The sequence below is a fragment of the Cellulomonas sp. Root137 genome (assembly GCF_001426725.1).
Lineage (GTDB): Bacteria > Actinomycetota > Actinomycetes > Actinomycetales > Cellulomonadaceae > Cellulomonas.
Window position 1 is genome coordinate 389,620 of sequence record NZ_LMFG01000001.1, and the last position, 23,384, is coordinate 413,003.

Sequence of the window (23,384 nt, forward strand, 5' to 3'; positions counted from 1 at the left end):
ATGCCCGCGTGACCGACGACTCCCCCTACCCCGTGGTCGGGCCGGACCTCTCGTGGGGGCCGCCCGCACCGGCACCGGCCCCTGAGCCGCCCCGGTACGCGCCCTGGTGGCAGCGCGCCGCCGGCTCGGTGGTCGACGTGCTGGTCGCGTTCGCCGTGTACCTGCTCGGCGTCGCGCTGACGCTCCTGACCGACCCCGACGGCACCGCCGAACCCCCGACGGTCGGCGGAGTCGTCGTCGTCGCCGGCGCGGTCCTGATCCCGGTCGTGTGGATCTGGAACCGCGGCGGCCAGCAGGGTCGTTCGGGCCAGTCGCTGGGGCGGTCGCTGACGGGCACCCGGCTCGTCTCGACCGCGACCGGGCAGCCGATCGGGTCCGGACCCGCGCTCAGCAGGGACCTCTTGCACGTCCTCGACCTCCCGCTGCTGGTCGGCTTCCTCTGGCCGCTGGGGGACCGGCGTCGGCAGACGTTCGCGGACAAGGCGGCCGGGACGGTCGTCGTCCGCGACGCGTGACCCCAGACGGGTGAATCGGGCAACTGGTTCTCGGGTGGGGTCATCGGGCATAGTCCGTCGTCAGAGCGCGATTTGGCCCGTCCGATGTCCCCCGGGGCAACCTCTTTCGAGTGTGGACACACGCTGCACGAGACGGGCATACCTGGCACGATGCTGACTTGCCGCCGAGCCGGGCGGTGCGATGACGGATCTGACGGCGACTTTGGGGGCCGACATGAAGTTTGCGATGGGTTCAGACGTCCTCTCGACGCTGACCAAGAAGACCTCGACGTCCAGCGAGGATCTCGGAGCACTGGTCAAGCAGCTCTCGGCCGCCGCCGAGCCTCTCCACGGCAAGTTCAACGGTGCCGGTCGCGCTGCCTTCGACAAGTTCAAGGGCGAGACGGACCGCATCTCGGCAGACCTCAACGCCGCGCTGGCGGGCGTGCTCGGCGGCATCGCCGGCATGGACCGCTCGTTCGGCGAGGGCGACCAGCAGATGGCGGACGAGACCCGATCGACCGAGGGTGGCACCGCGTTCGACGCGGCGCGCTTCGGTTCCACCAAGGCCTGAGGGGGACCACCATGAGCACCGGCAACAGCATCGACCGCCGCGACTACGAGCTCGCCGCCTCGCAGACCGCGCAGGAGAACTTCAACGCGGTCGCCTCGCGCCTCGAGTCCCTCATCGACGCCCGTGACCGCGACGTCAAGAGCGCGATGGCCGACTACACCGCCGACGGCGTGTCCGAGGACTACGCCGCCAAGGAAGCCCGGTGGAACCGGGTGGCCGGCGAGGTGCGCACGATCATCCGCACGCTCCGTGGCGCGCTGGAGAAGAACGACACCACCGCCCAGGACACCCTCAAGAAGGCCAAGGCCGCCGTCGACGCGATCGGCTGACCCGATGACGGGATGGCGGATCGAACCGGAGGGAGTGCAGACCGTCCTCACCAAGGTGGGCACGGCTGCTGAGTTGCTCGGCACGGCGGTGGAGAACCTTCCCCCGCACGCCGAGACGGTCGTGGCAGGGTCGGCCAACTCGCCGATCATCGCCGACGCCATCGCGGGGTTCTTCGAGTTCTACAAGCCCACGCTGACGTCCATCGGCAACCGCATCAACGCGTCCGTCGGCGGCGCGGCCGCGGCCACCCGGTGGTACCTCACGGGCGACGAGACGATGGCCGCCGAGCAGCAGGCGGCCGCCCAGACCGTCGCCGGCACGGGTGTGTCCACGTTCACCGTCCCCCCGGTGCCGGGTTCATGAGCGCGGACATGTGCTACGCGGGCGGCGGCATCCAGCCGTACGCGATCCCCGGTGCGGACCTCGACCCTGACGGCGTGATCTCCGCCGCTAACTCGCTGAGCACGGGCGGCGGGTCCGTCCGGGACGCGGGTGCGGACGTCGTCGGGAAGTGGCGTGGCCTCGGGGCGCACTACGAGGCGCCCGAGTCGGGGCAGCTGTTCACCGTGATGGACCCCGTGGAGACCAACGCCCGCACCTTCGGCGACGCGGTGCAGCAGGTCGCGACCGTGCTCAAGGCCTACGCCGAGGAGATCCGCCCGATCAAGGCCTCCCTGGACGCGGTCAGGCGCGACGCGTACGCGTTCCGGGACAAGATCGCCTCGAACTCCGAGTGATCAAGGCCTCCCTGGACGCGGTCAGGCGCGACGCGTACGCGTTCCGGGACAAGATCGCCTCGAACTCCGAGTGGGACTACGACCAGGACCTGGTCGACGAGAACACGGACCTGGTGAACCGGGTCAACTCTGCGCAGATCAAGCTCTGGGACGCCGAGCGGACCTGCGCCAACGGCATCCGGGCGCTGTACTGCGCCGCCCCCTGGCACGCCGCCACCAGCGCGGACGACCCGCTGGGCTACGGCGTCTCGGAGATCCCCGCCGACGCCCCGATGGCCTGGGGCTCCTCGGTCGAGCGCCAGGACCACTGCCCCAAGTCGGCGGCCGTCGGCGTCAAGCGGTTCGTCTGGGACGGCGTGGTCGTCGACGGGCTGTGGGGGACCGTCGTGGGCCTCGGCGCGCTGGTCGGCATCAAGGACTGGAAGTGGTCGGCGGACAACTTCACCGAGTCGTGGACCGCGATGGGCGGCCTGATCGGGTACGCCGACGGCGAGTGGTCCTGGGGCAACGCGGGCGACTCCTGGCTCGCGCTGGGCAAGGGCCTGATCGCCTACGACACGTGGGAGGACGACCCGGCGCGCGCCGCGGGTGGCGCGGTGTTCAACATCGCCACCATCGTCATCCCCGCCGGCGCAGCCGTCTCCGGCACCAAGGCCGCCGCGACAGCGGCCGGCACCACCGGACGCGCGGCGGCCCTGCTGTCCAAGGGCGCCCGCATCGTCGACTTCCTCGACCCGGTCTCGCTGGTCATCAAGGGCGGCCAGTTCGCCCTGCCCAAGCTCGGAGACCTGCTCACCGGCATGCGCGGCGCCACCGAGGGCCTGGAAGGCGCCCTGCGGATCCCCGACGTGCCCACCAACCTCGACCTGCCGACCAGCAACCTCGACGACCTCGCCGACGGCCTGCCCCCGCTGCGCGACCCCGACGCCGAGGTCCCGACCGTGCACGAGCCGGTCGAGGTCCCCGTCCCGGCGAACCAGCTGGTCGGACCCGACGGCAACCCCATCCGGGACACCCCCGGCGGCACCGGCTCGGGCGCCGACGACCTCGCCGGCCCGCAGGCACCGCCGGCCGGTCCGATCCACACGCCCGGGACGGACGCGCCGACGGGTGGGTCGTCGCACGGCCCCTCCACCGGAGACGGTGCGGGCACCGGCGGCTCCACCACTCCGCCCTCCGGTGGGGGTCATGCTCCGGCGACCCCGATCGGTGGCGGATCGGGCGGTCCCGTCGACCCCGTGACCCCGACCGGTCCCGGCTCGGGTCCGGTCGACCCGGTCGCACCGCACGACCCCTCGAGCCCGGCAGGCGGGCCTCCGCCGCCCACCCCGCCGGGCACCGGCTTGGGCAGCTCGCCGTCCGGTCCTGAGCTCAAGTTCACGGACGTGCTCGACGACGTCCTGCTCGACAACGGGCTCAACCGCACCCACTTCCGCGAGCTGCTGCAGACCCGCGTCGAGGACCTCACGCGCGCGCAGGTGGACGTGCTCGTCGACATCCGGCAGGCCATGCCGCCGGTGTACGCGGACACCCTCCTGCAGAAGGTGATCACCCAGGAGCAGGCGCTAGGCCTCCTCGACGGGGACGCAGCGCGGTTCATGGAGCCCGACCAGCTTGCCGCCGCGAGGGCATCCGGCGCGCAGCAGGTTCCCACCATCGGTGGGTTCGTGTCGCGCCTCATCGACGTCGACGGTGCCACCCCGGCGCAGCTGTACCACCAGCTCGGTCTGAACTACCCCGGCAGCACGTTCAGCCCCGACGGTGGTTCCGTGTTCACGGTGCGTTACATGGCCGGCGACGGGATCGCACCCGGGCCGCTGCCTACGCCGGTCGTCGCGGGGATCCCGGACGGCACCTTGCGCGCGATGGCGTCCATGCCCGACAGCATCTTCCAGATCACGAACGACGCGGCCCGTCGGACCGCGATGTTCGACTGGGTCAGGACCGTAGACCCGAGCTCGACGTACGACGCCGCTCGCGCGTTCGACGTCGACCGGGCGACCGGTGTGCCGAACGTCGGCCCCGACCGCAACCCCTTCCGGGGATCGGGCTGGAGCGGGACGTCCTCGGCGTACAGCCCTGAGCTGGCATACGGATCCAACAAGATCCAGATCATCGAGGGTTCGGAGCTCTGGCGCGTCCGACCCGACGGAACGCAGGAGATCGCCGCTGTCTACACAGGCGGTGTGTGGAAGGTCGTCCCGTGAGAGCTGGGCCCTACGCGGAGGTTGACGGCGTCACCTACCCCGCCGTGGCCCTGCACGGCCCGACCGTCCGGATTCTGGCCTTCGGCGACGAACAACCGCTGCCCGGGTTCGAGCACGACGGGTGGGACCGGTGGGGTCGTCTCGTGGACCGGTCGGCGATCAGTCGCCTGTTCTGGGTGCAGACGACTGCCACGTGGTCGGGCAGGACGGTCACTGTCGACAACGTCGTCGGCAACAAGGCGACGTTCAGCTACGACGGGGACGACCTCCCCCTGGACAACCCCGCCGTGCGCCGCATCGGTCGCTTCGAGTGGCAGGGCACCGTCCCGGTCGATGAACTGAGCGACGTCGTCGAGGTCGTCACCGACGTCCCGCTCTGACGTGCGGTCCGGACCGTCGCGCACCGCGATCCGGGTGGGCCACTACGCCGAGGTCGCCGAGGCTGTGCACCCGTGCGAGGCGCCGTACTCCCCGCGCATCCGGCTGCGGTCGACGGAGGCTGACGACGACCCCACGCTGACCACCCGCGAGGTCGATCGGGCCGCCGTGACCCGGGTGTTCCGTGTGACGACGACAGCCGTGTGGCACGACGCCCCGGTGGAGGTGCAGGCCATCCGCCTGGCCGGCGTGGTCGTCCTGGGACAGGCCGCGAGCCGCCCGCGCGGCGTTGCGGTACGCGATACCGGGTACACCTGGCAGCAGGTCGTCGACCCGACCGAGCTCACCCAGGTCGTCGAGCGCGAGACGGATCTCCTGCGTCGCCGGCCGCGTTGGGTGGTCGACGGACCCGTGCCGACGCAGGTCGGCACGTACGCGGAGGTCGGCGGACGAACGCTGCCGAGCGGTGAGGCGTTCGCGGGTCTGCTGCCCGTCGGGGACGCGATCGCCGGTCTCGGCGAGGTGACAGCCATGAGCACGGTGTCGACGACCGCGAGCCTGGCCGGTGCGCGCGTGACGGTGCGATCGGTCGACGGGTCGAACGCCCTGGTCGAGCACACCGACGGCCGCGCGGACGTCGTGCCCGTCGGTGACCTGACAGACGTGGCGGAGGAGATCAGGTCACTCCCGGTCCCGGCACCACCGGCAGCACCGACCGCTCGCGTGATCCGGGCGCCTCGCCTCGCACCCGGCGCAGGAGTCAGTCCCGAGCTGGCCGAGTGGGTGGCGAGCGGTGGCACGCGGAACCGCGAGCTGCGCGACCTCGTCGCGGCACTGGCCAGGGCGGCGGACGCGGACGGTGCGGCGATGATCGCGCAGGAGACACCCCGGATCCTGGCGGTCGACGACGACCTCGACGATGCCCGGGGCTACCTCCGGCTGGACTGGACCCTGCGCACCGCGACCGCCACCTGGGCCGCGATCGGCGGCTTCGCCGACCTGGCCGACGCCCTGCGGATGCTCCCGCCGGTGACCGACGACGACACGGCGCTGAACGCCCGGCCCCTCCTCGAGCAGGCGAGTCCCGTGATCGACCGGGCGCGGATCGCCGCCCGCCGCGGCCCGGCCGACGAGTGGGAGGAGATCGCGTGGCGCGCCGCTCGCAAGGGCGGCCGCGCCGACGCGCTCGTCGAGGTCTGCAAGTCGGTGCCGGTCCACGGTCGCGCGGTGGGGACGTCGGGATCGGCTCCCGGTGCGATCGCGGCTCTCACCTCGCTGGCCGGAGCGATCCGGTACGACCTCGGGCGCATCGTCGCGAAGCGCGGCATCGACCCGGCGGTGACCGACGCATCCCCCTACCCGCTGGGTGCTGCGTTCCGCCGGTCGGCGATGGAGCTCCTGGTCCGGGCCCTCGCCCTCGGGGCGCCGACGTGAGCGAGCTGTGGACGTGCCCGGTCCGCCTGCCGCCCCTGCGACATACTCGGTAGCCGTTGCCGACGACCCCGGAGGACCACTTGTCCGTCATGCAGAAGGCCGTGACCCCCGCGATGAGCGCGGCGTACCTCGACGGTGGCTACGACCGTCTCGCGGGGTTCGTGGTGCGCGCGGAGGACGTCGCGTGGGCGACCACGCCGGCCGACCTGTTCGAGGCGCACGGGCTCGGCTTCCCGGGGTCCCCGTTCACTGCTGACGCCCCGCACGTCGACGTCCTGCGCTTCCCCGCGACGCCGCAGCTGCGGTTCGAGAACGCGACGGGCGGCCCCGACCAGAAGACGCGCGAGCTGACCGGCGGCCCGTTCGTCGACCGGCCTCCGTTCCAGGGCACCGGGTTCGTGCTCGCGCCGGGCCACCTCGTCCCGCTCTACTGGCTGGTCCACTCGCGGGTGCCCGCCGGGTCGGAGCTGGTGCGGATCGCCGCCGACGGGACGAGCACGCTCCTCGCCCGGTACGTCGACGTGGGGTTCGCGTGGGTGTCCGACGTGGTGACGGTGACGCCCTCGCCGAATCCGCGGATCTCGCGCCTGGTGGGCCCGATGGCCAAGTGGGAGAACACCTACCTCAGTGCCGACGTGCTGGGGGACGACGTGGTCGTCGTGGCGGAGGTCGAGCCGCCCGCCGCGTACGGATTCGAGCGGACGCCCGCGGGTCGGTTCCGTCGCGTGGTGCCGAAGGCCGAGACCACCGAGCTGTTCGAGATGGACATGTCCGGCCGGTGGAACGGGCTCGAGGTCCGGGTGGTCGACCAGTGGCCGACGCCCGACGGTGCCGGTGTCTCACGCGTGTCCTACACCGGCCACAACGCCGACCTGGCCGAAGGGCTGCAGCTGCCCAAGGTCGACGCGGCGGTGTACGAGGTCACTGTGCCGACCGACCACCTGGTCGAGGTGGTCACCACTCAGCTCGTCCCCGCGTCGTGGACCACCTCGGGCTGAGCGCACCGGTGTCGCTCGGGGGGCGGTCGCAGGGCCGCGGGAAACGTGCCAGTATCGGCGGTCGCAGAGGGCCACGACTGACCGCCGACCGCCGTGGCACCCAGCTACATCGAGGGGGTCCGCCGGCATGACCGTCGCCGTCGCCGCCTCCTGTGGCGTGTGCGCGTCCGCTCTGCCCGGCGGGCGCGACGTCTGCCCTCGGTGCGGATCGCGCGTGCAGCACCCGCAGGCCACGATGCCCACCGTCCTGGCCGGCACCCTGCCCGCTGCCGCAGGGTCCCGTGCGGGGGCCACGGCCGTGGACGTCGTCCTGCTGCTCGTCGCGGTCTCCCCGCTGGTGATCGGCCTGCTGAGCGAGTCCGGCGCCCGTGCCGCGCTGATCGCGACGGGCGCCGTGCTCGTCGTCGGCCTGCTGCTGGCCATGTGGGTCTCGCTCGCTCGTGCTGGTCAGACCCTCGGCGGCGCGCTGCTGGGACTGCGGACCGTCGACGCTCTCACCGGGCTCCCGCCCGGCACCGGCGTGGGGCTGCGGACGTGGTGGCGGGACACCGTGACGCTGGACGTGCGCGCGGGCCGTGACCCGTTGCACGACGTGACGCCGGACGGACCGCACGAGACCACGCAGGTCGCGGCTGCTCCCGCGACGCGGCGACCCCGCGCGGTCGGGCCGGACGTGACCGCTGCGGCCTCCGGTCCCCGGGAGATCGGGCCCGACGTCGCCGCCGCACGGGCGATACCGACCGGAGCCACCCGCGCCGCGCGCCGCGCGGGAGCCCCCGCCACCGGCGCGGTGCCGGCCGTGGCCGCCCCGCCGACCACGAGGCCCGCCACGGGTGCCTTCCCCACCGTGCCCGCCCCGCCGACCACCGGCGCGGTGCCCGCCGTCTCCCACCCGTCGACCACCAGACCCGCCACGGGTTCCTTCCCCGCCGTCCCCGCCGAGCCCGACGGGTCGCGCCGCTCGCGCCGGTCGCAGCCGCCCACCGGCGCGGTCCCCGTCATCGACACCCCCGCCGCGGGCGCCCCGGCGGTGAGTGGCATGGTCCTCGTCGCCGCCGACGGCCACCGCCTCGAGGTCACCGGCCTCACGCTCGTCGGCCGCAACCCGGAGCCGGTGCGCGGCGAGGTCGCGGACCAGCTGGTCCCGCTCATCGACCTGTCCCGGTCGGTGTCCAAGACGCACGCGTCCCTGCGCTGGGACGGCCGCACGCTCTGGGTGGCGGACCGCGGCTCCACCAACGGCACCACCGTGTCGATCGGCGGCGGGGCGCGCACGCTCCTGCCCCCCGGCGGCGAGGAAGCCCTCCCGGTCGGCACGTCGGTGCACTTCGGCGACCAGACGTTCACCGTCGAGGGGCCGGTGGGCGCGTGACGGCTCCGCACCCCGCGATCGACGCCTCCGCGGGCGAGGTCATCGCCACCGAGACCCGCGCCGAGATCGCGTACCTGAGCGAGGCCCGCGCGGACCTGCTGGTGCAGGCGTCGGCCGCGCACCGGACCGTCGCCCTGGTCAGCGACGAGGTGACCCGGATGACGTACCCGCTGCGCGAGGCGTTGCGGGACGCCGGCGGCCGGTGGGTGGTCCGCGGGACCGACGGCACGCTGCGGGACGGGCTCGACGGTCGGCGCCTCGCGTCGATCGCGGACGCCGCCGACCGCACCCCTCTGAAGCACGCCGACGACGTCGCCGTGCGCTTCCTGCGGCCCGTTCCGGCCGAGTCGGTGCAGCTGCTGATCTCGCAGTCGGTCCGGCACAAGGCCGCCGACACCACCCTGCTGGGCGCCACCGCGGAGCTGTTCGCGCAGGAGCTGACGGGCGCGGTGCCCAGCGGCTGGGGCGCGCACGAGCCCGCGGTCAGCACGTGGGACCGGACGCGGTTGACGGAGCTGGCCCGCAAGCGGATGCCGAACGAGACGGTCGTCATGGTGGCGGGGTCACCGGAACGCCCGCTGATCGGCACGCTCCGGACCGCCCGCACGGAGAGCGGGCTCGAGGAGACGACGCAGCTGCTCGTCGGCATCGGCGAGCCCGGCAGCGACCAGGCGCGGACCGCGATCGACTCCCTGCCGTCGGTGTTCGCCGCGCTGGCCACCCACCAGATGCCCCTGTTCGGGCTGGTCATGGGTCGGCACGGGCGTCGCGACCTGACGTTCCCGTCCGTGCTGGAGGCGCCGCCGACCCCCCTCGGCCTGCTGATGGGCCCGCCGGGCGTGCGCGAGCTGGGCCTGCCGGTCGACGAGCTCACCGCGCGGCTCGGTGCCCGGGTGGTCGGCCGGCCGCGCGTCCCTGGCCTGTACTTCCCGCTCGGCACGCTCGACCGCGAGGGGTGGACCGCGCTCGACGCGGTGCTCGACGCGATCGGACACGACAACGTGCGGCGCGCGCTGGGCACCGGCGGACCGTTCGAGGAGGTGCTCGATGGCCCGCGACCCTGATGCGATCCTGCTCGAGTCGGTCAAGGTGCACCGCGGCCGGCTGCGCGCGGCGTTCCTGCACGGCGACCTGCGCGACCGCCGGACCACCAACGACAACGTCCGCCGGTTCGTCGGCAGCACCGTGATCGCCGCGCTGCTCTGCGCCGGCTGCGCCGGGTACTCGTTCATCCAGGCCAACAGCGGCTCGCTGCGTGGCGGAGTCGGCACCACCGTTCCCACGTCGACCGGGGGGACCCCGTGAGCACGTTCACCCGGCTGACGCTCGTCGGCTCCGTCCGTCGTGCCGAGGTGGTGGTGCCCTCCGACGAGGGTGTCGCCGCGATGCTCCCGCAGCTGCTCGAGCTGCTCGGCGAGGCCCCTCGGCTGTCGCCGCAGGCGGTCGCGCTCGTGCGGGTGTCGGGCGACCAGGTGGACCTCGCGCTCGACCCGGCCTCGCAGGGGCTGGCCGACGGCGAGGTCCTGCGTGTCGTCCGCGCTGCCGCCGCTCCCCCGCCGCCGCAGGTCGCCGACGTCACCGACGCCACCGCCGAGGAGCTGCGCACCCGCGCGGGCCGATGGTCGGTGGGCACCCGCCAGGCGGTCGCCGCCACGGGCGCGGGCCTCGCGGTCACCGTCAGCGGCATCGTCGCGGCCGGGCACGTGGACGCGGGACCCGCGGCGATCGGTGTGGGGCTCGCCGCGCTCGTCCTGCTGGCCGCGAGCGCCGGACTGGGCCGTGGCGGGCAGCGCTACGCCGGTCTCGTCCTCCTCGCGCTCGCCCTCGGCTGCGCGGTGCCGTTCGGGCTGCTGCTGGACGCGAACCTCCTGGAGAGCGTCCTGGCGGCGGTCCTGCTGGCCTGGGTCGCGCTCGGTGCGGGCATCGGGGTGGGCCGCCGGGACCGGGGAGCGCTCGCGGGCGCTCTCGCGGGCGCGCTGATCACGGGGCTCCACCTCGCGCTCGGTGCGCTGGTCGACGCCGTGCACGCGGACACCGCGGTCGCGGTCGTCGCGGTCGTCGCGTGCGGGCTCCTGCCCTGGTGGGCGATGACCTCGTCGGGCCTGACCGGGCTCGACGACGCCGCGCTGGACGGTGCCGCCCCGAAGCGGACGCGCGTGCGGACCACCCTCGACGAGGCCTACCGAGGGCTCACCTGGAGCGCGGTCGCGGTGGCCGTGGCGATCGCGATCTCCTGCACGGGCCTGGTCGCGTCCGGTGACGACGGCGCCACGCTGCTCGCCGGGATCGTGCTCGCCGTCGTCGCGCTCCGCACGCGCAGCCTCCCGCTGCGCACGCAGGCCGTCGCCCTCTGGGTGGCCGTCGTGATCCCGCTGGTGGTCGGCGTGCTCGGCCCGTGGGGTGCGCAGGAGCCGTGGCTCGCCGCCGGGATCACCCTGGGCGTCGGCGTGCTCACCGCCGTCGTCGCCGGCGCGCGTCCGTCCGGTCAGCAGCGGGCCCGTCTGCGCCGGCTCGGTGACCTCGCGGAGCTGATCGGCGTGCTGGCCGTCCTGCCCGTCGCGCTCGGCGTGTTCGGCGTCTACGGCGACCTCCTGGGCACGTTCTGATGCTCGTCCGCGACGCGCTCCGGCTGGGGTTCGCCGGCTCGACGGCGGTGGCCCGCGACCTCGTGGCGGCCGACGAGGGCCTGCGCCGCCCGGTGTCGACCAGCCGGCGGATCGCGATCGTGCAGGCGCACGGCGGTGCCGGGGCGACGACGGCGACCGCCGGGGTCGCCTCCGTGCTCGCCGGTCGGCGGCCGACCGGGGTGCTGGCCATCGACGCCGGCCACGGAGGCGCGTCGCTGGCCGCCGCGTGCGGGATCGACCAGCCGCTCGCGTGGGCCGACGGCCGCGCCCGGACCGCGGGGATCGCCCGGGCGGACCAGGCGCGTGCCGCGCTCCCGCGCACCCGCGACGGGCTGGCCGTGCTCGGTGACGGATCCGCGTCGGCGCCGTGGCCTCCGCAGCCCCGGACGTGGCGCGAGGTCGTCGACCCCGTGGGCCGGTTCTTCGACGTCGTCCTCACCGACTGGGGCGTGCGCGGCGCGGACGAGCTGGCCGTGGTGGCCAGCGACCACCACGTGGTCGTGGTCGTCGCCCGGGCGGACCGGGCCGACGCCGAGCGGGGCGTCGCCCTGGCGTGGCACCTGGCGACCACGGAGCAGCGCGCGCCCACGGTCGTCCTGCTGCTGGTGGACGTCGGAGGCACGGGCGGTCCCTCCGCGACCCCGGCCCGCGAGGCGCTCGCCGAGCACGCCGTGACCGTCCGGACCGTTCCGTACGACCCCGCTCTCGGTGCGGGCGCGGCGTCCCCGGGGACCGACGTCCGCACGGCCTTCTCCACCCTCGGCGCGCACCTGCTGACCCTCGCGTGCGACCCGCACGCAGCCCTGACGGCGGGGGACGCGGCATGACGCGCACCCTCGTCCACCGCCCGGCCCGCGTGGTCCGGCCCCTTGCCCCGCCGCCGGACGTCCCGGTGGCTGCACCCCCGCAGATGAACGACGCGGCCGGCGGCTCCGGTCTGCAGTCGATGCTCCCCGTGGTCGGTGCCGTGGGGTCGATGACGATGATGCTGGTGCTGCGCGGCAACCCCCTGTTCGTGCTGGTCGGGGTGATGGTGCTGGTCGTCGCGCTCGTCGGTGGCGTCGGCATGGCGCTCAGCCACCGCGGCACGGCGGCGCGCGGTCGGCGGCTGCAGCGCGAGCGGTACCTGGACTACCTCGAGGGCCTGCGCTCGGACCTGCGAGACGCGGAGAACGACGCCCGCGACGTGGCGCGCACGGTGCACCCGGACCCGGTCGCCCTGGTCGACGTGGTGCGCGACCCCGAGCGCCGGTGGGAGCGCCGCCGGACCGATCCCGACTTCCTCGACCTGCGCGTGGGAGCCGGCGACCGACCCTGGTTCGAGCTGCGCGTACCCGAGGACCCCAACCCGACGCAGCCGTTCGACCCCGCGATGGCGGCCGAGGCGGAGGCGGTCCGGATCCGGCACGGGCGCGTCCCGCAGATGCCGATCACCGTGCCGCTGGACCGGGTGGGCGAGGTGGCCGTCATCGGCCCCCGGGACGCCTGCCTCGCGGTTATCCGCGCGCTCACGGTCCAGGCCGTCGCCCTGCACGCCCCCGACGACCTGCAGGTCGCGGCCACGTTCTCGGCGGACCGGGCCGGCGACTGGTCGTGGCTCGGCGCTGTCCCGCACGTGGTCGACGACGCGCTCTTCGACGGTCCCGTCCCCGCCCGCCGGGTGGCCCCTGACCTGCCCGGCCTGGTCCGCGTCGTCGGCCCCAGCCTGGTGGACCGTGCGCAGGCCGCCGCCCGGGTGCGTCGCGGCGGAACGGGTGTCTCCGCGAGCGCCGGGTACGAGTCGCGCCTGCTGGTGCTCGCCGACGGGCACGGGGCCGTGGCGGGCGTCCTGCCCCCGGTCGACGCGGCCCTCGGGCTCGCCGACCTGGGCGTCACGGTGGTGCACCTGCTGGCCGACCGGCTGCACGAGCCCTCCGACACCGCGCTGCGCCTCACGGTCGACGAGGACGGCACCGTCACCATCGAGGACCTGCGCGACGAGCACCCGGTGCCGGTCGTCGCGACGGTGGACGACGTGTCGGTCTCCCTGGCCACCGGCCTGCTCCGTGCGCTGGCGCCGCTGCGCCTCACGCTCGACTCCGTCGGCGGCGGCGGTCCGGCGGCCGCGGTCGGCACCGACGAGCTGCTGGGCGTCACGGACGTGACGGCCATCGACGTCGGCCGCACCTGGGCCGGCCGGTCCACCCGCGACTTCCTGCGCGTGCCCATCGGGGTCGACGACACGGGGTCACCCCTGCTGCTGGACCTCAAGGAGTCTGCGCAGCTCGGCATGGGACCGCACGGGCTGTGCGTCGGCGCCACCGGCTCCGGCAAGTCGGAGATGCTGCGCACGCTCGTCGCGGCGCTGGCGATCACGCACCCGCCCGAGGACCTGTCGATGATCCTCGTCGACTACAAGGGCGGCGCCGCGTTCGCGCCGTTCGCGTCGCTGCCGCACGTCGCCGGGATCATCGACAACCTGGCCGACGACGCCGGCCTCACCGAGCGGGCGCGCGCGAGCATCGCCGGCGAGGTGGTGCGCCGCCAGCAGGTGCTCCGCGACGCCGGCAGCTCGCCGTCGATCACCCACTACCGCGAGCTGCGCGCGCAGCAGCCGGACCTGCCGCCGCTGCCGCACCTGCTGCTGGTCATCGACGAGTTCGGCGAGCTGCTCACCGCCGACCCGGACTTCGTGGACCTGCTGCTCACCATCGGGCGCATCGGCCGCTCGATCGGGATGCACCTGCTCCTGTCCAGCCAGCGCATCGAGTCGGGCCGGCTGCGCGGCCTGGAGACGTACCTGTCGTACCGGATCGGGCTGCGGACGTTCTCCGAGGCGGAGAGCACCGTCGTGCTGGACACCCCCGACGCGTTCCACCTGCCGGCCGTCCCGGGGTACGGGTACCTCAAGGTCGACACCACCGTCTACCAGCGGTTCCGCGCGGGCTACGTCTCCGGCCCGGTGCGCTCGGAGAGCGTGCAGGAGCGGGAGGTCGACGAGGAGCTGCACCGGCCGCTCGTGCTCCCCGTGCACCACGGCGTGCTCGCCGCCAACGGCATCGAGACCGGGGGCGGCGGCGAGGTCGAGCTGGTCCGGCCGTCCGTCGGTGCGTCGATGGTGGACGTCATCGTCGGGCAGCTGTCCGGCCTGGCGACGCCCACGCGTCCGGTCTGGTTGCCGCCGCTGCCGTCGCGCCTGCCGCTCGGCCGGGTGCTCGGGACGCAGCACCCGCACCTGTCCGTGCCGATGGGGCTGCGCGACGACCCCGCCAAGCAGCAGCAGGCGCCGTGGCTGCTGGACCTGACGCGCGCCGGCGGTCACGTGGCCATCATCGGCGCCCCGCAGACGGGCCGGACCACGCTGCTGTGGACCCTGGCCGCGGGGCTCGCCCTCACGCACACGCCGCGGCAGGTGGCGGTCTACGGGATGGACCTCGCCGGCGGTGGCCTCGCGCGGATCGAGGGGTTCCCGCACGTCGGCGGCGTCGCCACGCGGGCCAGCCGCGACCGGCTGCGGCGGCTGCTCGAGGAGCTGCACGGCATGCTCGCTCTGCGCGAGCGGGTGTTCGCGGACCACGGGATCGACTCGCTGGCCATGCTGCGCGCCGAGCACGCCGCCGGGCGCACGCCGGAGCTGGCTGCGGCGGACGTGGTCCTGCTGGTCGACGGCGTGGGTGCGCTGCGGTCCGACTTCGAGGAGCTCGACGAGCCGTTCTCCGACCTGCTGGCGCGCGGCAGCGGGTTCGGGGTGCACGTCGTCGCGACGATGACCCGCTGGAACGAGCTGCGGATGCAGGCCCAACCGCTGGTCGGCACCCGGATCGAGCTGCGCCTGAACGACCCGGCCGACTCCACCGTGGCGCGCAAGCTGGCCGCGACCCTGCGCGCGGACCAGCCGGGCCGCGTGCTCACCGACGAGTCGCTGTTCGCGCAGGTGGCGCTGCCGTTGCTCGACGACGGGGACTCCGACGAGGTGGGGTCGTCGCTCCAGGCCCTGGCGCGCAGCACCGCGCAGGAGTGGGCCGGCCCCGCCGCCCCGCCGATCCGCCAGCTCCCCGAGGAACTCGACCCGGCCGAGCTGCCCGACGCCCTGGACGAGCCCGACCTGGTGCCGGTGGGTCTGCGCCAGGACACGATGGGCCCGTTCCTGCTCGACCTGGCCGGCCGCGACCAGCACCTGCTCGTGCTCGGCGACCCGCGCTGCGGGAAGACCACGCTGCTGCGCACGATCGTCGCGGGGCTGGTCGAGCGCGCGACGCCCGACGAGCTGGTGGTGGCTCTGTTCGACCCGCGCGGCGGTCTGGCCGACCTGTGCCCGGAGGAGTACCTCGGCGGCCGCGCGACCAGCGGCCCGCTCGCCCTCCAGCTGTCCACCGCGGTCGCCGCCGAGCTGGCCAAGCGGACCGACGGCAGCGCCCCCGGCCCGCGGATCGTCGTCGTGGTCGACGACTACGACATCCTCGCGTCGGGCGGGACCGACCCCCTGCGCCCGCTCCTCGCGCACCTGCCCGCCGCCCGTGACCTGCGCCTGCACGTCCTGCTCACCCGGCCGGTGGCGGGTGCGTCACGCGCGCTCTACGACCCGGTGCTCCAGGCCATCCGCGACACCGGCGGCAGCGGGCTGCTCATGGCGGGCGAGCGCTCGGAGGGCCAGGTCTTCCCCGGCACCTACGCCGAGCAGCTGCCGGCCGGCCGCGGGCGGCTGCTGCGCCGCGGCGAACGGCCCACGCTCATCCAGGTCGCGCACACCCCGGAGGTGCTCAGTGCCCCGTGAGATCGTCGTCCTCAGCCCCACCCCGCCGGACGCGCGCGCCCTGGTCGAGGCGGGAGCGTCGGTGGACCCGGAGCTCGGCCTGCGCACGCTGCACGGCGGCGCGGTGCACCAGGTGGTCCGCGCCGACGGCGGCGAGGGGCGCGCGGTGCTCAGCATCCACCAGCCGCTGACCGTCCAGAACGCCGCCGAGATCCGTCGGCTCCTGCCGTCCGTGCGACAGCTGCCCTCATGGGCCACCGACGGCAGCCCGCTGTGGTGGGTCGAGGCGCTGGTCCCGTGGAACGCCGCGGACGCCCGCACCGGCCTGGCGGTCGTGCAGGAGATGACCGCGCGCCTGGGCGGGCTGTGCGTGGTCCAGGACGGCGAATGAGCCTCGACCTGCTCGCCCCCGAGGCGCACCGCTGGCTGACCGGCCCGGTGCCGGACGGCACGCGCGTGGTCGTGGCCGGCGTCGCGGGCGGGGTCGGCACGACGACGGTCGCGGCGCTGCTCTGGCGGATGCTGGACGGTCGGTGCGCGCTCCTCGACCACTCCGGGGGGACGCTGCACGCCCGCACCGGCTCGACCGCGACGCGCGGTCCGGTCGTGGTGCACGACCTCGGCCCGCACGCCCTGGCCGGCGAGAGCACCGCGCTCGAGGACCCGGCTGCGGTCGTCGTGCTGGTGTGCGCGAGCCACCCGGTCGGCCTGGCGGCGGCGGCGCGTGCGTTCGAGCAGCTCGAGCCGCGCTCTCCCGGCCTGCGCGGGCGGGCGCTCGTCGTCCCCGTCGCGGTCTCCGGGCCGGGGCTCGGTGCTCGCGAGCTCACCGGGCCGGTGCCCGTCCTGGGCCTCCCCCGCAGCCGCGCCCTGGCGGCCGGCGGTGTCCTGCCGCCGCTCGACCGCGACCTGCGGGCGACGCGAGCGGCGGGCGTCATCGGCGCCGAGGTGGTCCGCCGCGCGCGGTGGGTGGCGACCGTCGGATGACCCCGTCCGGCGTGCCGACGACGCCGGACGACGTCGTGCGCGCCGCGTCGGCAGCCCCTGACCTGGCGGCGCTCGACGCGGTGGTCCCCACGTGCCGGGCGTGCCCGCGGCTGGTCGCCTGGCGCGAGCTCGTCGGCGTCGAGAAGCGGGCAGCCTTCCGCGACGAGACGTACTGGGCGCGACCGGTGCCCGGCTTCGGTGACCCGGCCGCGGCGGTGCTCGTCGTGGGCCTGGCTCCCGCCGCACACGGTGCCAACCGCACCGGCCGGATGTTCACCGGCGACCGCTCGGGCGACTTCCTGTTCGCCGCGATGCACCGCACCGGCTTCGCCAACCAGGCGACCTCGACCGCGCGCGACGACGGCCTGACCCTGACCGACGTCCGCGTGACCGCCCCGGTGCGGTGCGCCCCGCCCGCCAACGACCCGACCCCGCAGGAGCGCCGGACGTGCGGGCCGTACCTCGCGCGCGAGCTGGAGCTGGTGCGGCCGCGGGTGGTCGTCGTGCTCGGCGCGTTCGGGTGGCAGGCGCTGCTCACCACGCTCGCCGAGCAGGGCTGGGTGGTCCCCCGTCCGCGGCCCCGGTTCGGGCACGGCGTCGAGCTGGCCCTCGCCGGACCGGGTGGCGCCGCGGTGGTGCTCCTCGGCTGCTTCCACGTCAGCCAGCAGAACACCTTCACCGGCCGGCTGACCCCGGAGATGCTCGACGCCGTGCTGCTGCGCGCCCGGACCCTCGCCGGGTGACATCGAGGCAATCTCCTGGTGTCCGATATGTCCGTCTCGCTAGGCTCCGGACAACTCAGGGGGAGGCTCGACGATGAGCACGACGACGTACTCGGACGACGCAGCGGCAGCAGGGCCCATCGGCCACCCGGAGGTGATCGACCAGGCCGGGCTCGACCGGATCCAGCAGGAACGGGTCTTCGACGCCGTGACGCTCCAGCCCGACGAGGCGAGCCTGCAGACCCTGCGGGACTTCACGGTGCGGTACACCGACCGCTTCCTGGACCGACCGATCTACACGCTCGCCTGGCCGTCCCGGCTCTACATCCCGGGCTCCGCCGACGGGCACACCTACTGGGTGACGCAGCCGCCCGCCGGCAACCGCTACGCGTTCGCGTGGACCGGCGCCACGGGTCCCTCCCCCGGCTCGTTCGCGGACAAGGCGACGGGGAACCTCGCCGCGGTCATCAGCCCGACGTCGACCAAGGGCACCTTCCAGGCCTGGGCGGGCATCGGCATCGACTATCGGCCCACCGCGCGGCTGTCCGAGGTGCGGTTCGGCGGATCGATCACGGCGCTGGGGATCGACACCGTGACCGTGCTGTCGCGTGACAGGACCGCCGGGTACGCGCATGTCGCGGCGTTCGCGGACGTCTTCCTGCAGGGGTGGGAGATCAACCCGGTCACCGGGGCGTGGGACAAGCTGAACCCGTTCCTGCGGCACAACGTCTACAGCGACCCGTTCCACGGCGAGGGCAGCATGGCGGCCCTGTCCCACCCTGTGACCCTCTCGGACTCGACGTTCGGCACGCGGTTCCTCGTCGAGGGCGGCAAGCGGTACGCGTTGGCGGTGACCGTCGAGGTGGCGCTCGTCGTCGACGTCCGCGAGCGCGACGACCGCACCCCGTACCAGCTCCGACCGGGCGACCAGTTCGGCCTCGAGGCTCGCCTCGGTGGCGCGATCAGCCAGATGACGGTCGACACGACGGTCGTCTACCAGGCCTGAGCGGCTGTCGGTCGCCGGGACTAGCGTCGGCGGACATGGAGATCTCGTTCGTCGCGGGCTTCGGCCCGATCACGCGGGACGCGGACGCCGCCCGCTCGTTCTGGGGCGACGGCCTCGGCATCGCCCTCGAGGCGCCCGCGCCCGGGTACCTCACCAGCGACGACCTCGAGGGCGTCAAGGCGTTCGCCCTCTGGCCGCTCGCGCAGGCGGCGCAGTCGACGTTCGGCGCGCCGGACTGGCCCGGGGACGTGCCGACGCCCCAGGCGTGGATCGAGTTCGACGTCGCCTCCGTGGGCGCCGTCTCCGAGGCAGTCGCGGAGCTGGCGGCGAAGGGTCACCGGCTGCTCAAGGGTGCCACCGAGGAGCCCTGGGGTCAGACGACCGCGCGCCTGCTCAGTCCCGAGGGCCTGCTGGTCGGGGTGACGTTCACGCCCTGGATGCACCCCGGCGCCTGACACTTCTTTGTTCATTCGCCGAAGAAAGTCGGTAGGCTGCCTCCGTGATCAACGGAGATGACCTCGGGTACGTGGCGGGCATGACGTGGGGCTGGACCGGTGTGCGGGGCACGTGGGGCGGGCCGGAGGCCGAGCGGTCCCTGGACCTCATGGTCGACCGGCTCGGGGTGACCTGGACGGCGATCACGTTCGGCGCCCTGCAGGACACCGCGCAGTCGACGCAGATCCACTTCCGCGACCAGCCGACGGTGACGGACGACGAGGTCCGGTGGGCCGTCCGGGCGGCCAAGGCGCGCGGGCTGAAGGTCTGCCTGAAGCCGGTCGTGAACGTCCGGAACGGGACGTGGCGCGCCCACATCAACTTCTTCGACATCGACGTCCCCCCGGAGCCGACGTGGTCCGAGTGGTTCGCCAGCTATACCGAGTTCATCGTCCACCACGCGCGGATCGCCGCCGAGGAGGGCGCCGAGATGCTCTGCATCGGCTGCGAGATGGTGCAGACCGACCGCCGCGAGGCCGAGTGGCGTGCGCTGATCGCCGAGGTCCGCGCGGTCTACCCCGGCCTGGTCACCTACAACTGCGACAAGTACCAGGAGGACCACGTCGGCTGGTGGGACGCGGTCGACGTCATCTCGTCCTCCGGCTACTACCCGGTGGACGACTGGGAGAACCAGCTCGACCGCATCGAGCCGGTGGTCGCCGCGCACGGCAAGCCGTTCTTCTTCATGGAGGCCGGTTGCCCCAGCCGCGTCGGCTCCCCCGCGCTGCCCAACGACTGGGCCTTGCCGGGGGCGCCGTCGGAGCAGGCGCAGGTCGACTGGTACGAGGCGGCGTTCGGGGCGTGCTCGCGCCGCGACTGGGTCCGCGGCTTCATGCTCTGGGACTGGCCGGCCCGGCTGTACGACGAGGCGGACGCGGCGGCGAACGACGACTACTGCATGTTCGGCAAGGCCGCCGAGAGCGTCGTCCGCGCCGCGTACACCCGGTCCAGGTAGGTCAGCGGACGACGACCGACTTCGTCAGCTTGTCCGAGAACGTCTGCCGCTTGCCGTCCCAGAGCGGCCACAGGTAGCCCAGGTAGAGCACGAAGCCGTCCACGTAGTGCGCGACGTCGCGCACGAACGCCATCCAGACGCCGAGGGGCTCGCCGGTCACGTCGCGCTGCAGCGTGATCCCGAGGGCCTTCTTGCCCCAGGACTGCCCGGTGCGCCCGCCGCGGACCCACCGGTTCCACACCCACAGCCCGACGGAGATCACGGCAAGGATGCCGAGGGTGAGCGCGCCGGTCGCGGTGGGCTCGCTGGTCGGGTTGCCGTAGTTGTCGTACCCCGGCACGGAGGTCACCGTCATCACGAGCAGGCCCAGCAGGTACGGCACGAAGGCGAGCGAGTCGAGCAGGTAGGCGCCGACCCGCATGATCCAGGTGGCGTAGGACGGCTGGAACCCGAACCCGAACCCCGCGCCGGGGTAGCCGTAGGCGGGCTGGCCGTAGGCCGGTGCTCCGTACACGGGAGCGGAGCTGTAGGCCGGTGCACCGTACGCAGGAGCACCGTAGGCGGGCGCCGGCTCGCCATAGGTGGGCGCCGGGGCGCCGTACGCGGGTCCCGGGGACCCGTAGGCGGGCGCGGGAGCGCCGTACGCGGGCGCGGGCTGCCCGTACGGCGACGGCGCCGCGTACGGGTCGGCGGCGGGCTGGTTCCAGCCGGTGCTCGGCGGCTGGAACGGGTCCTGGGTGCTCACGGTTCTCCTGTACGACGACGGGTGCCGTCCGCGGGTGTCGACGACGGCGCTGCTCCCCCATCGACACCTGGGACGTATCGGTTGAGCACCGTGACCGACGATCTGCGCAGCATCACCGGGTTGCCGTAGCGGCCGGCGCACCCTCGGCCGCTACGCGAGCAGCTCCAGGTGCGACGGCACGCGCGGTTCGACCCGCAGCCGCATCCCCGCCTCGGCGGGCGTGCGGTCGCGCTTGCGGTGGTTGCAGGCCGCGCAGGCGGCGACTGTGTTGAGCCACGAGCTGGCGCCTCCACGGCTGCGGGGCAGCACGTGGTCGACGGTCAGCGCACCGCCCGTGCCGCAGTACGCGCAGACGTGCCCGTCGCGCGCGAGCATCCCCGCCCGGGACCACGTCGGCACCCCGCCCCGGTGCCGCCAGCGCATCTGCACGTAGCGGACCAGGCGGAGCACGGCGGGCAGCGGGTACGGGCCGAACGTGCGACCGTCGACGGCCTCCTCGACGACGGCGACGCGGCGGTGCAGCATGCGGACGGCGTGCGCGAGGGAGACGCGGTGCAGCGGCTCGTAGCCCGCGTTGAGGACGAGTACTCCCGCCATCGTCGTTCCTCTCGGTGGTGCCCCACGCTGGAGTCGAACCAGCAGCCTCCGGCGTCGTAGGCCGGCACTCTGTCCTGTTGAGCTAGCGGGGCGGATCAGTGTGTGGTCGCGAGCGGAGGAGTCGAACCTCCCGGGGCGGGGCTCATCGACCCGCCGGCGACCTGCGCCCGCGGCGACCAGGGTGCGCGCCGGAGCCACGATCGGGCCAGTGAATTCCTGCTCAGTCGAGGGAGATCCGCAGCCCGACGCCCGCGGCGGCCGTGGCGATGGTGACGTCGAAGAAGCGCGCGTAGTCCTCGGCGACCCGGTGCAGATGACCGAAGAGCTCCACGGAGATCGCGCCGACGAGGGACGTGAAGAGGGTCGCCGACCGGATCGCCGTCCGAGCCACGTCGTCGGGCACCGTGCTCGGGTCGGTGAAGCCCGCGGAGGCGTAGGCCTCGGGCGCCATCCGGCCCGCCGGATCGAAGTCAGGTCCGGCCGGGTCGAGGATGCCGTCGCCGCCAGCCTCCATGAGCAGCCCGATGATGACCTGCCACAGCCGCAGGGCGGACTGCACGGTGTCGTCGGGGGCCCGGTAGCCGCGCACCGGCGTGCCGTAGATGAGCTCGAACGAGTACGGCTGGTCGAGCGCCCACCGCCGCACCGCCCGCGCGACCGCCAGCCAGGCCTGAGCAGGACCGAGCTCGCGGGCGTCGGCGGCGGCCTGCTCGGCGACCTGCCCGACCGCGTCGTACGCCTCGATGATCAGCAGCGTCAGCAGGGCGTCGCGGGAGGGCACGTACCGGTAGACCGCCGACGACGCCATGCCGAGGTCCCGCGCGACCGCCCGCAGGCTCAACGCCGCGGACCCCTCGGCCTCGAGGCGGGCGCGTGCTGCGGCGAGCAGCTCGGACATGAGCTCGGCCCGCGCCCGTTCGCGTGCGCGCAGGGGGGCGGTCGCCGGCTCGGTCATGGCGTCAGTGTGCCAGAACTGCGAGCACTGCTCTTGTTCTCGTCGACACCGTGTGCGAGCATTGCTCACATCACAGAGCACTGCTCTCACTCGATCTCGGGAGACCTCACCATGAGCCGCCACGTCATCGTCGGCAAGGGTGCTGTCGGCACCACGCTGGCCCACCTTCTTGCCGCCGACGGAGTCGACGTCCTGGTGCTCAGCCGGTCGGGCGGAGCCTCCGACGGCCGCATCTCGCACGCGGCCCTCGACGCGACCGACGTCGACGCCCTGACGGCGGCAACCCGCGGCGCCGAGGTCCTCTACAACTGCGCCTCGCCCGCCTATCACCGCTGGCCCACGGACTGGCCGCCGCTGTGGGCCTCCCTGCTCGACGCTGCCTCTCGGACCGGAGCGGTGCTCGTGACCGCCGGCAACCTGTACGGGTACGCCACCCACGGCGCCGTGATGACCGAGGACTCACCGCTCGACGCCACGGACTCCAAGGGCGCCGTCCGCGCGCAGATGTGGCGCGACGCCGAGGCCCGGCACAGCGCGGGCGACCTGCGGGTCACCGAGGTGCGCGGGGCCGACTACCTCGGCCCGCTCGCGGACTCCCAGGCGATGGCCGGGCCACGGTTCGTCGGTCCCCTCCTGGCCGGCAAGGTGGTGCGTCCGGTGGTCGCCGTCGACCAGCCGCACAGCTGGACCTACCTGCCCGACTTCGCCCGCGCGCTGGCAGCTGCGGGCGCCACCCCCGCCGCGTGGGGACACGGGTGGCACGTGCCGACGGCGGAGGCGTTGACGCTCCGCGAGCTCGGCGAGCGGTTCGCGGCCGGCGGCCCGGCACCGCGGATCCGCCCGATCCCGGCGGCCGTCGTCCGCGCTCTGGGCCGCGTGTCGCCGCTGCTGCGGGAGGTCGCCGCCGTGTCGGACCACTTCACGCAGCCCTACGTCATGGACACAACGGCGTCGTCGCGCGTGCTGGGGCTCGTCGCGACGCCGTGGGACGTGGCGATCGCCGAGACGCTCGGCCGGACGGTTGTCGGAGGTCGGGCGTAGC

25 protein-coding genes and 1 tRNA gene are annotated in these 23,384 nt (G+C 74.2%); 22 read left to right on the forward strand and 4 right to left on the reverse strand.

What is annotated here, in order from left to right; genetic code table 11:
- The first annotated feature begins 8 nt into the window (after nt 1-8).
- The 21 genes from ASD18_RS21150 to ASD18_RS01895 all read left to right on the forward strand — a co-directional run bounded on the left by ASD18_RS21150 (nt 9) and on the right by ASD18_RS01895 (nt 20,045).
- A complete protein-coding gene (locus ASD18_RS21150; RefSeq protein WP_056085929.1) occupies nt 9-515 on the forward strand; it encodes an RDD family protein in 507 nt (168 codons plus the stop codon).
- Between the two features lie 181 nt (nt 516-696).
- Nucleotides 697-1,068 (forward strand): hypothetical protein, encoded by a 372-nt coding sequence (locus ASD18_RS01800; protein WP_369817243.1) that lies wholly within the window; start codon nt 697-699, stop codon nt 1,066-1,068.
- An 11-nt stretch (nt 1,069-1,079) separates the two neighbouring features.
- Entirely contained in the window at nt 1,080-1,397 is a 318-nt protein-coding gene (locus ASD18_RS01805) for a pore-forming ESAT-6 family protein (RefSeq protein ID WP_056085931.1), read from the forward strand.
- A gap of 4 nt (nt 1,398-1,401) precedes the next feature.
- Nucleotides 1,402-1,761 (forward strand): DUF6507 family protein, encoded by a 360-nt coding sequence (locus ASD18_RS01810; RefSeq protein ID WP_156387846.1) that lies wholly within the window; start codon nt 1,402-1,404, stop codon nt 1,759-1,761.
- The gene (locus tag ASD18_RS01815) at nt 1,758-2,135 is read left to right on the forward strand and encodes a hypothetical protein (RefSeq protein WP_156387847.1); all 378 of its coding nucleotides are present in this window, start codon (nt 1,758-1,760) and stop codon (nt 2,133-2,135) included. The genes ASD18_RS01810 and ASD18_RS01815 overlap by 4 nt, the downstream gene beginning before the upstream one ends.
- Nucleotides 2,132-4,342: a hypothetical protein gene (locus ASD18_RS01820; RefSeq protein ID WP_056085934.1), complete on the forward strand. Its 2,211-nt coding sequence runs from the start codon at nt 2,132-2,134 to the stop codon at nt 4,340-4,342. The genes ASD18_RS01815 and ASD18_RS01820 overlap by 4 nt, the downstream gene beginning before the upstream one ends.
- Nucleotides 4,339-4,722: a hypothetical protein gene (locus ASD18_RS01825; protein ID WP_156387848.1), complete on the forward strand. Its 384-nt coding sequence runs from the start codon at nt 4,339-4,341 to the stop codon at nt 4,720-4,722. Before ASD18_RS01820 ends, ASD18_RS01825 begins: the two co-directional genes overlap by 4 nt.
- Before the next feature lies 1 nt (nt 4,723).
- Nucleotides 4,724-6,154 (forward strand): hypothetical protein, encoded by a 1,431-nt coding sequence (locus ASD18_RS01830; protein ID WP_056085936.1) that lies wholly within the window; start codon nt 4,724-4,726, stop codon nt 6,152-6,154.
- 89 nt (nt 6,155-6,243) lie between these two features.
- A complete protein-coding gene (locus tag ASD18_RS01835; protein ID WP_056085937.1) occupies nt 6,244-7,152 on the forward strand; it encodes a hypothetical protein in 909 nt (302 codons plus the stop codon).
- 214 nt (nt 7,153-7,366) lie between these two features.
- Nucleotides 7,367-8,524 carry an RDD family protein gene (locus tag ASD18_RS01840; RefSeq protein ID WP_056085938.1) on the forward strand — a complete coding sequence of 386 codons (1,158 nt, stop codon included), beginning with the start codon at nt 7,367-7,369 and terminating at the stop codon, nt 8,522-8,524.
- Nucleotides 8,521-9,588 carry a DUF6177 family protein gene (locus ASD18_RS01845; RefSeq protein WP_056085939.1) on the forward strand — a complete coding sequence of 356 codons (1,068 nt, stop codon included), beginning with the start codon at nt 8,521-8,523 and terminating at the stop codon, nt 9,586-9,588. The genes ASD18_RS01840 and ASD18_RS01845 overlap by 4 nt, the downstream gene beginning before the upstream one ends.
- Entirely contained in the window at nt 9,572-9,829 is a 258-nt protein-coding gene (locus tag ASD18_RS01850) for a hypothetical protein (RefSeq protein WP_056085940.1), read from the forward strand. Before ASD18_RS01845 ends, ASD18_RS01850 begins: the two co-directional genes overlap by 17 nt.
- Complete coding sequence (locus ASD18_RS01855; protein WP_056085941.1) at nt 9,826-11,130, forward strand: EsaB/YukD family protein; 1,305 nt, start codon at nt 9,826-9,828, stop codon at nt 11,128-11,130. The genes ASD18_RS01850 and ASD18_RS01855 overlap by 4 nt, the downstream gene beginning before the upstream one ends.
- On the forward strand, nt 11,130-11,978 hold the full coding sequence (locus ASD18_RS01860; protein WP_056085942.1) for a hypothetical protein: 849 nt from the start codon (nt 11,130-11,132) through the stop codon (nt 11,976-11,978). Before ASD18_RS01855 ends, ASD18_RS01860 begins: the two co-directional genes overlap by 1 nt.
- Nucleotides 11,975-15,904, forward strand: coding sequence for a type VII secretion protein EccCa (gene eccCa, locus ASD18_RS01865; RefSeq protein ID WP_056085943.1), 3,930 nt, complete (start codon nt 11,975-11,977; stop codon nt 15,902-15,904). The genes ASD18_RS01860 and eccCa overlap by 4 nt, the downstream gene beginning before the upstream one ends.
- On the forward strand, nt 15,894-16,274 hold the full coding sequence (locus tag ASD18_RS01870) for a hypothetical protein (RefSeq protein WP_056085944.1): 381 nt from the start codon (nt 15,894-15,896) through the stop codon (nt 16,272-16,274). The genes eccCa and ASD18_RS01870 overlap by 11 nt, the downstream gene beginning before the upstream one ends.
- Nucleotides 16,271-16,867 (forward strand): hypothetical protein, encoded by a 597-nt coding sequence (locus tag ASD18_RS01875; RefSeq protein WP_056085945.1) that lies wholly within the window; start codon nt 16,271-16,273, stop codon nt 16,865-16,867. The genes ASD18_RS01870 and ASD18_RS01875 overlap by 4 nt, the downstream gene beginning before the upstream one ends.
- Entirely contained in the window at nt 16,864-17,610 is a 747-nt protein-coding gene (locus ASD18_RS01880) for a uracil-DNA glycosylase (protein WP_056091345.1), read from the forward strand. Before ASD18_RS01875 ends, ASD18_RS01880 begins: the two co-directional genes overlap by 4 nt.
- Nucleotides 17,611-17,683: 73 nt before the next feature.
- On the forward strand, nt 17,684-18,595 hold the full coding sequence (locus tag ASD18_RS01885; RefSeq protein ID WP_056085946.1) for a hypothetical protein: 912 nt from the start codon (nt 17,684-17,686) through the stop codon (nt 18,593-18,595).
- A gap of 35 nt (nt 18,596-18,630) precedes the next feature.
- On the forward strand, nt 18,631-19,050 hold the full coding sequence (locus ASD18_RS01890) for a glyoxalase/bleomycin resistance/dioxygenase family protein (RefSeq protein WP_056085947.1): 420 nt from the start codon (nt 18,631-18,633) through the stop codon (nt 19,048-19,050).
- 80 nt (nt 19,051-19,130) lie between these two features.
- A complete protein-coding gene (locus ASD18_RS01895) occupies nt 19,131-20,045 on the forward strand; it encodes a 1,4-beta-xylanase (RefSeq protein ID WP_200938561.1) in 915 nt (304 codons plus the stop codon).
- Nucleotide 20,046: 1 nt separating this feature from the next.
- Here ASD18_RS01895 and ASD18_RS21415 read toward each other — a convergent pair whose 3' ends face one another.
- From ASD18_RS21415 to ASD18_RS01915, 4 genes are all read right to left on the reverse strand, one after another.
- Entirely contained in the window at nt 20,047-20,790 is a 744-nt protein-coding gene (locus ASD18_RS21415; protein ID WP_056085948.1) for an RDD family protein, read from the reverse strand.
- Between the two features lie 150 nt (nt 20,791-20,940).
- A complete protein-coding gene (locus ASD18_RS01905; RefSeq protein ID WP_056085949.1) occupies nt 20,941-21,387 on the reverse strand; it encodes an HNH endonuclease in 447 nt (148 codons plus the stop codon).
- A 15-nt stretch (nt 21,388-21,402) separates the two neighbouring features.
- Nucleotides 21,403-21,479, reverse strand: a tRNA-Arg gene (locus tag ASD18_RS01910).
- 128 nt (nt 21,480-21,607) lie between these two features.
- Nucleotides 21,608-22,342 (reverse strand): TetR-like C-terminal domain-containing protein, encoded by a 735-nt coding sequence (locus ASD18_RS01915; protein WP_056085950.1) that lies wholly within the window; start codon nt 22,340-22,342, stop codon nt 21,608-21,610.
- A gap of 111 nt (nt 22,343-22,453) precedes the next feature.
- Between ASD18_RS01915 and ASD18_RS01920 the strand changes: the two genes are divergently transcribed.
- Complete coding sequence (locus tag ASD18_RS01920; protein WP_056085951.1) at nt 22,454-23,383, forward strand: NAD-dependent epimerase/dehydratase family protein; 930 nt, start codon at nt 22,454-22,456, stop codon at nt 23,381-23,383.
- Nucleotide 23,384: the final 1 nt, after the last annotated feature.